The sequence below is a fragment of the Streptomyces sp. NRRL B-24484 genome, assembly GCF_000717715.1.
Classification (GTDB): Bacteria; Actinomycetota; Actinomycetes; order Streptomycetales; family Streptomycetaceae; genus Kitasatospora.
The window spans coordinates 366414-380804 of record NZ_JOAI01000001.1 but is presented as its reverse complement, the minus strand read 5'-3'; the positions used below and the strand labels follow the sequence as shown (position 1 = coordinate 380804).

12 protein-coding genes are annotated in these 14391 nt (G+C 71.8%); 11 read left to right on the top strand and 1 reads right to left on the bottom strand.

Going from position 1 to position 14391, the window contains the following annotated elements:
• Positions 1-8 precede the first annotated feature (8 nt).
• The 9 genes from ftsW to IE98_RS0101650 all read left to right on the top strand — a co-directional run bounded on the left by ftsW (position 9) and on the right by IE98_RS0101650 (position 8926).
• Positions 9-1379 carry a putative lipid II flippase FtsW gene (gene ftsW, locus IE98_RS0101690; RefSeq protein ID WP_063748847.1) on the top strand — a complete coding sequence of 457 codons (1371 nt, stop codon included), beginning with the start codon at positions 9-11 and terminating at the stop codon, positions 1377-1379.
• A 6-nt stretch (positions 1380-1385) separates the two neighbouring features.
• Positions 1386-2492, top strand: coding sequence for an undecaprenyldiphospho-muramoylpentapeptide beta-N-acetylglucosaminyltransferase (gene murG, locus IE98_RS0101685; RefSeq protein WP_030262822.1), 1107 nt, complete (start codon positions 1386-1388; stop codon positions 2490-2492).
• Entirely contained in the window at positions 2485-3237 is a 753-nt protein-coding gene (locus tag IE98_RS0101680; RefSeq protein ID WP_052389993.1) for a cell division protein FtsQ/DivIB, read from the top strand. Before murG ends, IE98_RS0101680 begins: the two co-directional genes overlap by 8 nt.
• Before the next feature lie 365 nt (positions 3238-3602).
• Positions 3603-4817 (top strand): cell division protein FtsZ, encoded by a 1215-nt coding sequence (gene ftsZ / locus IE98_RS0101675; protein WP_030262817.1) that lies wholly within the window; start codon positions 3603-3605, stop codon positions 4815-4817.
• 11 nt (positions 4818-4828) lie between these two features.
• Entirely contained in the window at positions 4829-5563 is a 735-nt protein-coding gene (gene pgeF / locus IE98_RS0101670; protein WP_063748846.1) for a peptidoglycan editing factor PgeF, read from the top strand.
• A complete protein-coding gene (locus tag IE98_RS0101665) occupies positions 5560-6348 on the top strand; it encodes a YggS family pyridoxal phosphate-dependent enzyme (RefSeq protein WP_078660703.1) in 789 nt (262 codons plus the stop codon). Before pgeF ends, IE98_RS0101665 begins: the two co-directional genes overlap by 4 nt.
• A 210-nt stretch (positions 6349-6558) precedes the next feature.
• Entirely contained in the window at positions 6559-7167 is a 609-nt protein-coding gene (locus tag IE98_RS0101660) for a cell division protein SepF (protein WP_030262811.1), read from the top strand.
• Positions 7168-7242: 75 nt separating this feature from the next.
• Positions 7243-7533, top strand: a complete 291-nt coding sequence (locus IE98_RS0101655; protein WP_030262809.1) for a YggT family protein — start codon at positions 7243-7245, stop codon at positions 7531-7533.
• Between the two features lie 49 nt (positions 7534-7582).
• Entirely contained in the window at positions 7583-8926 is a 1344-nt protein-coding gene (locus IE98_RS0101650) for a DivIVA domain-containing protein (RefSeq protein WP_030262806.1), read from the top strand.
• A 347-nt stretch (positions 8927-9273) separates the two neighbouring features.
• Here the strand turns inward: IE98_RS0101650 and ileS are convergent, their stop codons facing one another.
• On the bottom strand, positions 9274-12402 hold the full coding sequence (ileS, locus tag IE98_RS0101645) for an isoleucine--tRNA ligase (protein ID WP_030262804.1): 3129 nt from the start codon (positions 12400-12402) through the stop codon (positions 9274-9276).
• Positions 12403-13028: 626 nt separating this feature from the next.
• Between ileS and IE98_RS0101640 the strand changes: the two genes are divergently transcribed.
• Positions 13029-13535, top strand: a complete 507-nt coding sequence (locus IE98_RS0101640) for a TraR/DksA family transcriptional regulator (protein ID WP_234443365.1) — start codon at positions 13029-13031, stop codon at positions 13533-13535.
• A gap of 101 nt (positions 13536-13636) precedes the next feature.
• The gene (gene lspA / locus IE98_RS0101635) at positions 13637-14350 is read left to right on the top strand and encodes a signal peptidase II (protein ID WP_420706151.1); all 714 of its coding nucleotides are present in this window, start codon (positions 13637-13639) and stop codon (positions 14348-14350) included.
• The last annotated feature ends 41 nt before the right edge of the window (positions 14351-14391 follow it).

The following is a 14391-nucleotide window of genomic DNA, read 5'->3' as shown; positions in this document are numbered from 1 at the left end:
GGGAGCAGGTGTCCGGTGAGGGCAAGGCGGGAACGGCCGCCCCACCGGAGCGCGGCTCCGCCCGCCTCCAGCTGATCTCGGCGACCACCACCACCTTCAAGGCCGCCACCCCGGTCACCCGGCTCCGCGCGCTGCGCGCCCGGGTGCGCTGGATGCTGGAACGCCCGCTCACCCCCTACTACCTGATCCTCGGCTCCACCATGCTGCTGGTGGTGCTCGGCCTGGTCATGGTGTTCTCCTCCTCCCAGATCCTGGTCATGGAGCACCACCTGCCGATCACCTTCTTCTTCCGCAAGCAGCTGGTCGCCACCATGCTCGGCGCCGTCATGCTGGTGCTGCTCGCCCGCACGCCGGTCAAGGCGATGCGGCTGCTCGCGTACCCGCTGCTGCTCGCCGTGATGGCCGGCATGCTCCTGGTGGCGATCCCCGGCATCGGCGTGATGGTCAACGGCAACCGGAACTGGCTGAGCTTCGGCTTCTTCCAGGTCCAGCCCTCCGAGTTCGCCAAACTCGCCCTGGTGCTCTGGGGCGCCGACCTGCTCGCCCGCAAGCACCGCACCCACACCCTCGACCAGTGGAAGCACCTGCTCGTCCCGCTGGTGCCCGGCACCGTCCTGCTGATGATGCTGATCATGCTCGGCGGCGACATGGGCACCACGATGGTCCTGGTGGCGATGCTCTTCGGGCTGCTCTGGATGGTCGGCGCCCCGCTGCGGCTGTTCGCCGCCACCCTCGGCATCGCCGTCGTCGCCTGCACCGCGCTGATCATCACCGTGCCGCACCGGCTCGACCGGCTGGCCTGCATCGGCGTCACCAAGCCCGACCCGAACATCAACTGTTTCCAGGCCCTGCACGGCCTCTACGCCTTCGCCGCCGGCGGCCCGTTCGGCTCCGGCCTCGGCGCCGGCGTGGAGAAGTGGGGCCAGCTGCCGGAGGCCCACACCGACTTCATCTTCGCCGCCACCGGCGAGGAACTCGGTCTGGTGGGGACGCTGTCGGTGCTCGGTCTCTTCGCGGCACTAGGCTACGCGGGTATCCGAGTGGCCATCGGCACGAAGGACCCCTTCGTCAGGTACGCCGCGGGAGCCGCCACCACGTGGATCATGGCGCAGGCCATGGTCAACCTGGGGTCGGCACTGGGACTGCTGCCCATCGCGGGCGTCCCCCTCCCGCTGTTCTCCTACGGCGGGTCCGCCATGCTGTCGGCCCTGTGCGCCGTCGGCGTGCTGGTCAGCTTCGCGCGCAGCACCCCGGCGGCGAAGGCGGCCCTGGCCGCCCGGAACCCCACCCGGGCCGGGACGTTCCTGGCCAGGGTGGTGCCACGACGACGAACCACAGCGCGCAAGCCGGCCGCACGTCCGGCGCGCAGGGAGCGGTGAATTTCGGTGCATGTCGTACTCGCCGGCGGCGGGACCGCCGGTCACATCGAGCCGGCCTTGGCGCTCGCGGACGCGCTCCGCAGGCACGACCCGTCCGTCGGGATCACCGCCCTCGGCACCGAGCGCGGCCTGGAGACCCGGCTGGTGCCCGAACGCGGCTACGAACTGGCGCTGATCCCCGCCGTGCCGCTGCCCCGCAAGCCCACCCCCGAGCTGATCACCGTCCCGGGCCGGCTGCGCGGCACCGTGCGCGCCGCCCAGGACGTCATCGAGCGGGTCAACGCCGACGTGGTGGTCGGCTTCGGCGGCTACGTCGCCATGCCCGCCTACTTCGCCGCCAAGCGCGCCGGCGTGCCGATCGTCGTCCACGAGGCCAACGCCCGGCCGGGCCTGGCCAACAAGATCGGCGCCCGCTACACCGACTTCGTCGCCGTCTCCACCCCGGACTCCAAGCTCCGCGACTCCCGGTACATCGGCATCCCGCTGCGCCGCACCATCGCGACCCTGGACCGCAACGCCGTCAGGCCGGAGGCCCGGCACTACTTCGGCCTCGACCAGCGGCTGCCCACCCTGCTGGTCTCCGGCGGCTCGCAGGGCGCCCGCCGGCTGAACGAGACCGTCCAGGCGATCGCCCCGCGCCTGCAGCAGTACGGGGTGCAGATCCTGCACGCGGTCGGCCCGAAGAACGAGCTGCCGCACGTGGACGACATCCCCGGCATGCCGCCGTACCGGCCGGTGCCGTACGTCGACCGGATGGACCTCGCCTACGCCGCGGCCGACATGATGCTCTGCCGGGCCGGCGCGATGACCGTGGCCGAGCTGGCCGCGGTCGGCCTGCCGGCCGCGTTCGTCCCGCTGCCGATCGGCAACGGCGAGCAGCGGCTGAACGCCCAGCCGATGGTGAAGGCCGGCGGCGGCCTGCTGGTCGACGACGCGGAACTCACCCCGGAGTGGGTGCTGCAGAACGTGCTGCCGGTGCTCACCGACCCGGCGCGGCTGTGGGACATGAGCCGCTCGGCCGCCGAGTTCGGCCGCCGGGACGCGGACGAGCTGCTGGTCCGCATGGTCTACGAGGCGATCGAGGCCTCCCGCGGCGGCCGCCGTCGTGGCTGACCCCGCCGACCCGGCGCCCGCGCCGGCCACCAGGCTGCGGCTCTCCCGGCGGGGGATCGCGGTGCTGTGCGCGCTCGGCGCGCTGGTGGCCGGCGTGCTCGGCTGGACGGTCTTCCTCTCCTCGGCCCTGGACGTGCGCGCCGTCGCCGTCCAGGGCCTGGACAGCGGGAAGCTCGGCCGGGACGAGGTGGCGGCGTCGCTCGGCGGGCTGCGGCACGGACCGCTCGCCCGGGTCGACCTCGACGAGGCCCGCAAGCGGGTGGAGGCGCTGCCCCGGGTGGCGAAGGCCGAGGTGTGGCGCGGTTGGCCGCACACCCTGCGGGTCAAGGTGACGGAGCGTCGGGCGGTCGCCTCCGTCCGCACCGACGACGGCAGGTTCGCGCAGGTGGACGCGGGGGGCTTCACCTTCGCCACCGAGGCGTCCGCCCCGGCGGGGGTGCCGGTGGTGGACCTGCAGCTCGGTCAGCAGGCGAACGACACGCTGGACCTGTTCGACCGGCCGGCCCTGGTGCGGGCGGCGATCACCGTCGCGGCCGGGCTGCCCGCCGAACTGGCCGGGAAGGCCGGGGCGGTCCAGGTGCACAGCTACGACGACATCCGGCTGCAGCTGGCGGGCGGGGCGACGGTGCGCTGGGGGAGCCCGGAGCGGACGGAGCGCAAGGCCCGGGTGCTGACCGCCCTGCTCGGCCGGAAAGCCGCCAATTACGACGTGAGTGCACCGGATGCCCCGGCCGTGTCTGGATGATCCGGTAAGTTCTTCCCCAAGGGGCGGTATTGACGGCGCCGAGGCTCCGGTCCGACCCTTGGTGGTCACCCCGGTTTCGCCGGGGAGTCGATGATCACATAGGCTCAAAAGAAAAACGGGAAGCTCGGCGTTGTTCGTTGAACACCGACCGGATGCGACCTACTGTCCTGTGTCACCGGGCTGTGTCCAACGGTGAAGTGACACAGCCGCAGTTACAACCCTAAACCTCAAGTTTAGGGTTCGGGTCGGCGGTCGGCATTTCGGACATACCAGCACCGAAAGCGCGCGCTTCCCACCCATCGACATCCGTCGGCCTTCGCGACCAGGGGAGCCGACCCGGAAATTCGAGGCGAGAGGCCTTCGACGTGGCAGCACCCCAGAACTACCTCGCAGTCATCAAGGTCGTCGGAATCGGCGGCGGTGGTGTCAACGCCATCAACCGGATGATCGAGGTCGGGCTCAAGGGCGTCGAGTTCATCGCGATCAACACCGATGCGCAGGCCCTCCTCATGAGCGACGCCGACGTGAAGCTCGACGTGGGCCGTGAACTCACCCGGGGCCTCGGCGCCGGCGCCAACCCCGAGGTCGGCCGCAAGGCCGCCGAGGACCACCGCGAGGAGATCGAGGAGGTCCTCAAGGGGGCCGACATGGTCTTCGTCACCGCCGGCGAGGGCGGCGGCACCGGCACCGGCGGTGCGCCCGTCGTGGCCAACATCGCCCGCTCGCTCGGCGCGCTCACCATCGGCGTGGTCACCCGTCCGTTCACCTTCGAGGGCCGCCGCCGCGCCAACCAGGCCGAGGACGGCATCGCCGCCCTGCGCGAGCAGGTCGACACCCTCATCGTCATCCCCAACGACCGCCTGCTGTCCATCTCGGACCGCCAGGTGAGCGTGCTGGACGCCTTCCGCTCCGCCGACCAGGTGCTGCTCTCCGGTGTTCAGGGCATCACCGACCTGATCACCACCCCGGGCCTCATCAACCTCGACTTCGCCGACGTCAAGTCCGTGATGTCGGACGCCGGCTCCGCCCTGATGGGCATCGGCTCCGCCCGAGGCGAGGACCGCGCCAAGGCGGCCGCCGTGATGGCGATCTCCTCGCCGCTGCTGGAGGCCTCCATCGACGGCGCCCGCGGCGTGCTGCTCTCCATCTCCGGCGGCTCCGACCTCGGCCTGTTCGAGATCAACGAGGCCGCCCAGCTGGTCAGCGAGGCCGCCCACCCCGAGGCCAACATCATCTTCGGTGCCGTCATCGACGACGCCCTCGGCGACGAGGTCCGGGTCACGGTCATCGCGGCCGGCTTCGACGGCGGCCAGCCGCCGGCGATCGTCCGCGACCCGGTCGTCAAGGCGTCCTCCTCCTCGACCACCCCGCCCGCCGCCGCCCCGGAGCGCCCGGCCACCCGGCCCTCCTACGGGATCGGCTCGGTGACCTCCCGCTCGGACGACGGTGACCGCCCGGCCGACGTGCCGGCCCGGATCACCCCGGCCGTCCCGCCGGTGCCGCCGCAGGTGCAGCCCGCCCGCCAGCCGTACGTGGAGAGCCCCGCCGAGGAGCTCGACGTGCCCGACTTCCTGAAGTAGACGTCTCGCACGTGATTCCTCACATCAGTCGACACGGTGCTCACTTCGCCTCCACCACCCGGTGGGGCGGGGTGAGCACCTCGCCGTACGGGGAGCTCAACCTCGGCGGTGCGGTCGGGGACGACCCGGCCGCCGTCCGGCGCAACCGGGAGCTCGCCGCCCGGGAACTCGGCCTCGACCCGGTCGACGTGGTCTGGATGAACCAGGTGCACGGCGCGGACGTGGCCGTGGTGACGGAGCGCCAGCCCGACGGGCAGGCCCCCACCGTCGACGCGGTGGTCACCGACCGCCCGCTCGCCCTCGCCGTGCTCACCGCCGACTGCACCCCGGTGCTGCTCGCCGACCGGGCAGCCGGCGTCGTCGGCGCCGCCCACGCGGGCCGGCCCGGCCTCGCCGCGGGCGTCGTCCCGGCCGCCGTGCGCGCCATGGCGGAGCTCGGCGCCGACCCGGCGCGGATCACCGCCGTGCTCGGCCCCGCCGTCTGCGGGCGCTGCTACGAGGTGCCCGCCGCACTGCGCGCCGAGGTCGCCGCGGTCGTGCCGGCCGCGCACGCCGAGACCTCCTGGGGCACCCCGGCGCTCGACGTCGCCGCCGGCGTCGTCGCCCAGCTCGCCGCGGCGGGCGTCACCGACGTGGTGCGTTCCGACGTCTGCACCCTGGAGTCGGACGACCACTACTCCTATCGCCGGGAGCAGCGGACCGGCCGGCTCGCGAGCTACGTCTGGTTGGGCCCCGAACACTCATGACGAACGACATCTACGGACCGTTCCCGGGCCGGGCCGATTTCGCCGCCGACCTCGACGAGCGGCAGCGCGAGCGGTACGAGCAGCTGGGCGCCAACCTCGACGTGGTCGAGAAGCGGATCGTCGACGCCTGCTCCGCCGCCGGCCGCGCCCGCGACGAGGTCACCCTGGTCGTGGTCACCAAGACCTACCCGGCCGAGGACACCGCCCTGCTCGCCGGACTCGGAGTCACCGACGTGGCCGAGAACCGCGACCAGGACGCCGCCCCCAAGGCCGAGCGCTGCGTGGACCTTCCGCTGACCTGGCACTTCGTCGGCCAGCTGCAGACCAACAAGGTCCGCTCCGTGGTCCGGTACGCCGACCTGGTGCACTCCGTGGACCGTCCGCGCCTGGTGGAGTCGCTCTCCGCCGCTGTGCGGGGGGCCGGCCGCGCGCCCCTCGGCTGCCTGGTGCAGGTGGCCCTCGACAAGGAGGCCGGGGAGGGCGCGCACCGCGCCGGGGTGGCGCCGACGGAGGTCGAGGCGCTCGCCGACCTGATCGCCGGCGCGCCGGGACTGCGGCTCGACGGGCTGATGACGGTGGCTCCGCTGGCGGGCCCGCTGGCCGGCGATCCGGCCGCCGCCTTCGCCAGGCTGGCGGAAATCTCAAGCGCCGTACGGGCGAGCCATCCGACTGCCACGATGGTCTCCGCAGGCATGAGCGGGGACCTTGAGCAGGCCGTGGCAGCCGGAGCGACACATGTACGCGTCGGTACGGCGGTACTCGGTGTGCGGTCACCGCTCGGGTAACGTCACCGGTTAGTAGATCAGACTGCAGGACAAAACAGGACAGAACCTAGCAGCAGTTCCAGCGCGCTAGCGAAAACTTCGTGGATCGCATCTCCGCAGAATCCTCACGGCCTGACGGGCCGTCGGTCCGGCGAGCCCGGGCCGCTGCGGGGACCGCAGGCCGAGGCCGGCGTCGGAGTCGATCCACCACAGAGCGGAGGAGACAGGAGCATGGCCGGCGCAATGCGCAAGATGGCGGTCTACCTCGGCCTCGTGGAGGACGAGACGTACGACGGCCAGGGGTACGACCCCGACGACGACTACGACGCGGACCCCGAGCCGATCCGCACCGGCCGCACCGAGGACCTGCGCCCGGCGGCCGCCGAGCGCCCGGCGCCCGCGCCGGTCGCGCACATCGCGCCGCAGCCCGTCCCGGCCGCCGTTCCGATCCGGCAGGAGGCGCCGCGGATGGCGCCCGTGTCGTCCATCACACCCGACCGCCGCCAGAACCTGGAGAAGAGCGCCCCGGTGATCATGCCCAAGGTAGTGAACGAACGAGAGCCCTACCGCATCACCACGCTGCACCCGCGGACCTACAACGAGGCCCGTACCATCGGGGAACAGTTCCGCGACGGCACGCCTGTGATCATGAATTTGACCGAGATGGACGACACGGACGCCAAGCGGCTCGTAGACTTCGCCGCTGGACTCGTCTTCGGTCTGCACGGCAGTATCGAGCGCGTGACACAGAAGGTGTTCCTCCTGTCTCCTGCTAACGTCGATGTCACGGCGGAGGACAAGGCTCGGATCGCCGAGGGTGGGTTCTTCAACCAGAGCTGACCCGGCCACGACTTTACGTGTGGACCGTTCGACAGTGCGTCACCGACGGGCTGATGACCAGGAGAGGGAGACGAGATGGGGATCGTCGGGGCGGTGCTTTACTACGCGCTGACAGTCTTCCTGCTCATCCTGCTCTTCCGCCTCGTGATGGACTGGGTCTTCCAGTTCGCGCGTTCGTGGCGGCCGGGAAGGGCCATGGTCCTGGTCCTGGAGGCCACGTACACTGTCACGGATCCGCCGCTCAAGCTTCTTCGGCGCTTCATCCCGCCGTTGCGTCTCGGGGGCGTGGCGCTCGACCTGTCCTTCTTCGTACTGATGATCATTGTGTATGTCCTGATCTCGCTCGTGCGGTCCCTGTCGTTGTGAGCGATGCGACAGGATTCCGGAGTGCCGACGATCACGTTGAGGTGAAGAGATGCCATTGACCCCCGAGGACGTTCGGAACAAGCAGTTCACGACCGTCCGGCTGCGCGAAGGCTATGACGAGGACGAGGTCGATGCCTTCCTCGACGAGGTCGAAGCCGAGCTGACCCGCCTGCTGCGCGAGAACGAGGACCTGCGCGCCAAGCTGGCCGCCGCCACGCGTGCCGCCGCGCAGAACCAGGCCAACATGCGCAAGGAGCCGCCGCAGGACGCACGTCCCGCCGGCGCCCCCGTGCCCGCCGCCATATCCGGTCCGCCGGTGCCCGGCCAGCAGCAGGGTCCCGGTCCGCAGCAGATGGGCGGCCCGCAGCAGCAGATGGGCAACCAGCCCCTCGGCCTGCCCTCCGGCGCCCCCGCCCTTCCGCCCGGCCCCGGCGCCGGTCAGATGGGCCAGCCGCAGCAGATGGGCCAGCCCCAGCAGATGGGCCAGCCCCAGCCGATGCAGACCATGGGCGGCCAGCAGCAGCTGGTCCAGCCGATGGGCGGTCAGATGCTGCAGCCGATGGGCGGCCCGATGGGTCAGCCCCAGCCGATGCAGACCATGGGCGGCCAGCAGCAGCTCGCGCCGATGGGCGGCCCGATGGGTCAGCCCATGGGTCAGCCCATGGGCCAGCCGATGGGCGGCCCGCTCGGCGTGCCGATGGGCCAGCCGCAGCAGCAGCCCGGCGGCGACAGCGCCGCCCGCGTGCTCGCCCTCGCCCAGCAGACCGCCGACCAGGCGATCTCCGAGGCCCGTTCCGAGGCCAACAAGATCGTCGGCGAGGCCCGCAGCCGCGCCGAGGGCCTGGAGCGGGACGCCCGCGCCAAGGCCGACGCCCTGGAGCGGGACGCCCAGGAGAAGCACCGCGTCGCCATGGGCTCGCTGGAGTCCGCCCGCGCCACGCTGGAGCGCAAGGTCGAGGACCTGCGCGCCTTCGAGCGCGAGTACCGGACGCGCCTGAAGTCCTACCTGGAGACCCAGCTGCGCCAGCTGGAGTCGCAGGCGGACGACTCGCTGGCCCCGCCGCGGATCCCGGCCACCGCCTCGCTGCCCCCGGCGGCGTCGTCGATGTCGCCGGCCTCCTCGGTGAGCAGCCCGAGCTTCGGCAGCCAGCCCTCCTTCGGCGGCAACCAGCCGTCGTTCGGCGGCAACGGCCAGTCGTTCGGCGGGAACTCCTTCGGTGGCGGCAGCAGCCCGAGCTTCGGCAGCCAGCCGGGCGGCAGCGGTGCCGCGCAGATGGCTCCCGCCGGGATGACGCAGCCGATGGCCGCGGTCCGTCCGCAGCCGCCGCAGCCGATGCAGCAGGCGCCGGCCCCGATGCGGGGCTTCCTCATCGACGAGGACGGCGACAACTAAGCACCACCCACATCGAGGGCGCCCCCACTGTGATCGACATCACGGAGGGGGCGCCCTCGTGTGTCGGGAGGATCAGAACAGGGGCGCGGGGAACTGCGCAGTCCGGATGCGGGCTTCCCCGCGGGGGCGGGCAGGAACGGATCAGGGGCGCGGGGAACTGCGCGATTCGGAGGTGGGATTCCTTCCGAATCGCGCAGTTCCCCGCGCCCCTGGGGGCTGGCCGGTTTCTGTCCGGTGAGCCCCCTCAGGGTTGCGCGGTTCCCCGCGCCCCTGGGGGGCTTCGCCGGTTTCCGGCGGGTGAGCCCCTCAGGGGTGTGCGGTTCCCCGTGCCTCTGGGGGTTCGCCGGTCAGGCCTTGCGGAGCTGGAAGGCGAGGCCGAGGGAGTCGTCGGTGAAGCTCTCGGACTCCCAGTCGGCGGCGCCCGCGGCGAAGTCGACGGCGAGGACCTCGTCGGCGACCAGGGGGCCGTGTTCGGCGATGGCCTCGGCGGTCTCCTCGGTGGTGGCGCGCCAGCGGAGGACGATCCGGTCCGCGACGTCCAGGCCGGAGTTCTTGCGGGCCTCCTGGATCTGGCGGATGGCGTCGCGGGCGATGCCGAGCCGCTTCAGCTCCGGGGTGATCGCGAGGTCGAGCGCGACGGTCGCGCCGGACTCGTTGGCGACGGCCCAGCCCTCCCGCGGGGTCTCGGTGATGATCACCTCGTCCGGCGAGAGCTCGACCCGCTCGCCGTTCAGCTCGACCCCGGTGGTGCCGGTGGCGCGCAGTTCGGCGGCGAGGACGGCGGCGTCCGCGGCGGCGACCGCCTTGGCGACGTCCTGGACGCCCTTGCCGAACCGCTTGCCGAGGGCCCGGAAGTTGGCCTTGGCGGAGGTGTCGACGAGCGAGGCGCCGACGCCGGCCAGCGACTCCAGGGTGGTGACGTTGAGCTCCTCGGCGATCTGCGCCCGCAGGTCGGCGGGGAGTTCGTCCCAGCCCTGTGCGGCGATCAGCGCGCGGGAGAGCGGCTGACGGGTCTTCACCCCGGACTCGGCGCGGGTGGCCCGGCCGAGTTCGACGAGGCGCCGCACCAGCGCCATGTTCCGCGAGAGGTCGGCGTCGACGAGCGTCTCGTCGGCGGTCGGCCAGGTCGCGAGGTGGACGGAGGAGGGGGCGCCCGGGGTGACCGGGACGACCAGGTCCTGCCAGACCCGCTCGGTGATGAACGGGGTGAGCGGGGCCATCAGCCGGGTGACGGTCTCCAGCGCCTCGTGCAGCGTGGCGAGCGCGGCCGCGTCGCCCTGCCAGAAGCGGCGACGGCCGCGCCGGACGTACCAGTTGGAGAGGTCGTCGACGAAGGCGGACAGCAGCTTGCCGGCCCGCTGGGTGTCGTAGGCCTCCAGGGCCAGGTCGACCTCGCGGACGAGGGTGTTGAGCTCGGAGAGCACCCACTTGTCGAGCTGCGGCCGGTCGGCGGGCGCCGGGTCGGCGGCGGAGGGCGACCAGTCGGCGGTCCGCGCGTACAGGGCCTGGAAGGCGACGGTGTTCCAGTAGGTCAGCAGCGTCTTGCGGACCACCTCCTGGATGGTGCCGTGGCCGACGCGGCGCGCGGACCAGGGCGAACCGCCCGCGGCCATGAACCACCGGACGGCGTCCGCACCGTGCTGGTCCATCAGCGGGATCGGCTGGAGGATGTTGCCCAGGTGCTTGGACATCTTCCGGCCGTCCTCGGCGAGGATGTGGCCGAGGCAGACCACGTTCTCGTAGGAGGACTTGTCGAAGACCAGGGTGCCGACGGCCATCAGCGTGTAGAACCAGCCGCGGGTCTGGTCGATCGCCTCGGAGATGAACTGCGCCGGGTAGCGCTTCTCGAACAGCTCCTTGTTGCGGTACGGGTAGCCGTACTGTGCGAAGGGCATGGAGCCCGAGTCGTACCAGGCGTCGATGACCTCGGGGACGCGCACGGCGGTGCCGGAGCACTGCGGGCAGCCGAAGGTGATGTCGTCGATGAACGGCCGGTGCGGGTCGAGGCCGCTCTGGTCGGTGCCGGTGAGCTCGGAGAGCTCGGCGAGCGAGCCGACGCAGGTGAGGTGGCCCTCGTCGCAGCGCCAGATCGGCAGCGGGGTGCCCCAGTAGCGGTTGCGGGAGAGCGCCCAGTCGATGTTGTTGTTCAGCCAGTCGCCGAAGCGGCCGTGCTTGACGTTCTCGGGGAACCAGTTGGTGTTCTCGTTCTCCCGGAGCAGGGCGTCCTTGACCGCGGTGGTGCGGATGTACCAGGACGGCTGCGCGTAGTAGAGCAGCGCGGTGTGGCAGCGCCAGCAGTGCGGGTAGCTGTGCTCGTACGGCAGGTGGCGGAAGAGCAGGCCGCGGGCCTGCAGGTCGGCGACGAGGGTCTCGTCGGCCTTCTTGAAGAAGACGCCGCCGACCAGCGGGACGTCCGCGGCGAAGGTGCCGTCCGTCCCGACCGGGTTGACCACGGGCAGGCCGTACCGGCGGCAGACCGCGAGGTCGTCCGCGCCGAACGCGGGCGACTGGTGGACGATGCCCGTGCCGTCCTCGGTGGTGACGTAGTCGGCGGTCACCACGAAGTGCGCGTTCTCGATCTCGACCAGCTGGAACGGCCGGTCGTACGTCCAGCGCTCCATCTCGGCGCCGGTGAAGCTCTGCCCGGTGGTCTCCCAGCCCTCGCCGAGCGCCTTGGCGACCAGCGGCTCGGCGACGACGAGCTTCTCGGTGCCGTCGGTGGCCACCACGTAGGTGACCTCGGGGTGCACGGCGGCGGCGGTGTTGGAGACCAGCGTCCAGGGGGTGGTCGTCCAGACCAGCAGCGCGGCCTCGCCGGCCAGCGGACCGGAGGTCAGCGGGAAGCGGACGTAGACCGAGGGGTCGACGACGGTCTCGTAGCCCTGGGCCAGCTCGTGGTCGGACAGGCCGGTGCCGCAGCGCGGGCACCAGGGGGCGACCCGGTGGTCCTGGACCAGCAGGCCCTTGTCGAAGATCTGCTTGAGGGACCACCAGACCGACTCGATGTAGGAGGGGTCCATCGTCCGGTACGCCTCGTCGAGGTCGACCCAGTAGCCCATCCGCTCGGTGAGCCTGACGAACTCGTCGGTGTGCCGGGTCACCGAATCGCGGCACTTGGCGTTGAACTCGGCGATGCCGTACGCCTCGATGTCCTGCTTGCCGGAGAAGCCGAGCTCCTTCTCGACGGCGAGCTCGACCGGCAGGCCGTGGCAGTCCCAGCCGGCCTTGCGGGCGACGTGGTAGCCCTTCATCGTCCGGTAGCGCGGGAAGACGTCCTTGAAGACGCGGGCCTCGATGTGGTGGGCGCCGGGCATGCCGTTGGCGGTCGGCGGGCCCTCGTAGAACACCCACTCAGGGCGGCCCTCGGACTGCTCCAGGCTGCGCTGGAAGATCTTGTTGTCCTGCCAGAACGACAGGATGCCGTGCTCGACCGCAGGCAGATCGACCTGCGCGGGGACGGGGTTGTAGGTGCTCATCGCTGGCGTCTACCTCCGACGGATGCGTGGACTGGCTCCGACGGAGGGACGAGACGGCAGGCCGTCCCGCGGTACCACCCTCCTTGGCCGCGGCCGGAGTGGCCCGCGACCCTCTTGTTTGGGTCTGCTGCCGGTTCTACCGGGCCGCCCGAGCAGGTCGTGCGGCCGTTCTTCCGGCGGCTCCGGGGTGATCTTCGCGCCGTGCACACCCCCGGGCTCGCACCGTCCCCGGGTCGCTGGTGGCTGCGTACAGCGGTACTCGTCCCATCTGCGCCTTGCCAGGCCAGTGTATCGGCCGTGGCAAACCGGTTGTGGCACCGCACCGCCGGGCGGGGCCGCCGCCGGCCGGTGGCGATTAGCCGGTGGCGATCTGGGCACAACAGGGTCAGCACCCGGGCACCGGTGGCGGCAGAGGCTGCCCGAGTGGGATCGGATCTGACGCCGGTATGTCACGTTGTGACCGGATTCGATGGGGTTTATCTTTCCGGCACCAGAAACCGCCGGGAACCGGCGGTTCGCATCATTCGTAAATGAGGTCGAAAGCCATGGCTGAGAGAGCAACTGGCACGCGTACCGCCACCAAGCGGACGCGGGAGGCTGTGGCAGGCGACCCAGGGGAGGGGACCGTGAGCACTGCACGGCGGAAGACCAGCACCACCACCGGCCGGGCGGCGACCAGCCGCACCCATGTCCCGGCGGGCTCCGGCGCCCGGAGCGGCGGAGCGGAGTCGGTGGACCCGGCCGAGCTGCCCGTCCGCCCCGGCGAGGACGCCTGGACGTCGGCCGAGGTGGTCGAGCTGCACGCCGAGCTCAACACCGACCTGGAGCGCCTGCGCGCCGAGATCGAGGCCTCCGAGGCCGCGATCACCGGCCTGATGCGCGACTCCAACGACGGCGCGGGCGACGACCAGGTCGACGCCGGTACCAAGAACATCAACCGCGAGAGCGAGCTCGCCCTCGCCAACAACGCCCGCGACAGCCTCGCCCAGACCGAGCGGGCCCTCGCCCGGCTGGAGGGCGTCGGCTTCGGCATCTGCGAGTCCTGCGGCCAGCCGATCGGCAAGGCCCGCCTCCAGGCGTTCCCGCGGGCGACGCTCTGCGTCAGCTGCAAGGCCAAGCAGGAGCGCAGGTAGCGCCCGTCCGGGGTTGCGGGGAACGGGCGGTCCGGCCGCCGAGTGCCGTACGCTCGTCCCCGTAACCCCGGCCCAGGTCGGCCCGCCTCGGGCCGGTCCTCTTGTACACGGCAGCGGAGCGGATCATCAGCACTCCAGGTTCCCCCCAGACGCAGGACGAAGCCGTCCCCACCGCACGCGTGCCGCACGAGCCGGAGACCGCCGTGGACGAGTCCGCCGCCGAGCCCGGCACCGCCGCGGCCGGTGCCACCGCGGCGAGCGGCGCCCGCAGCGTCCGCCGCCGCCGGGTCGGCGTACTGCTCGCCGTCGCCCTGCTCGCCTACCTGATCGACCTCGGCAGCAAGCTGCTGGTCGTCGCCCGGCTGGAGGGCCACCGCCCGATCCAGGTCATCGGCGACGTCATGACCTTCCAGGTGATCCGCAACCCCGGTGCCGCCTTCGGCATGGGCCAGGCGATGACGGTGGTCTTCACCGCCATCGCGGCCGCCGTGATCGTGGTGATCTGGCGGATCGCCCGCCGCCTGCACAGCCTGCCCTGGGCGATCGCGCTCGGCCTGCTGCTCGGCGGCGCCCTCGGCAACCTCACCGACCGGCTGTTCCGCTCGCCCGGCGTGTTCCGCGGCCACGTGGTGGACTTCATCTCCGTCCAGCACTTCGCGGTCTTCAACCTGGCCGACTCGGCGATCGTCTGCGGCGGCGTCCTCGTGGTGCTGCTGTCCTTCCGCGGCTCCAACCCGGACGGCACCACCCACCAGAGCGCCAAGCAGAGCACCGCGCAGGACGGCGGAGAGGGCACCGGCGACCGCACGGAGTGACCGCGGCCGCACGACGGCCCGACGACGACCCGCCCCGCAGG

What these genes read in the sequence shown, in the direction of transcription:
- IE98_RS0101655 (WP_030262809.1), top strand. Translation starts at nt 7,243, where the DNA reads ATGGGGATCGTCGGGGCGGTGCTTTACTACGCGCTGACAGTCTTCCTG.
- IE98_RS0101650 (WP_030262806.1), top strand. Translation starts at nt 7,583, where the DNA reads ATGCCATTGACCCCCGAGGACGTTCGGAACAAGCAGTTCACGACCGTC.
- ileS (WP_030262804.1), bottom strand. Translation starts at nt 12,402, where the DNA reads ATGAGCACCTACAACCCCGTCCCCGCGCAGGTCGATCTGCCTGCGGTC.
- IE98_RS0101665 (WP_078660703.1), top strand. Translation starts at nt 5,560, where the DNA reads ATGACGAACGACATCTACGGACCGTTCCCGGGCCGGGCCGATTTCGCC.
- IE98_RS0101660 (WP_030262811.1), top strand. Translation starts at nt 6,559, where the DNA reads ATGGCCGGCGCAATGCGCAAGATGGCGGTCTACCTCGGCCTCGTGGAG.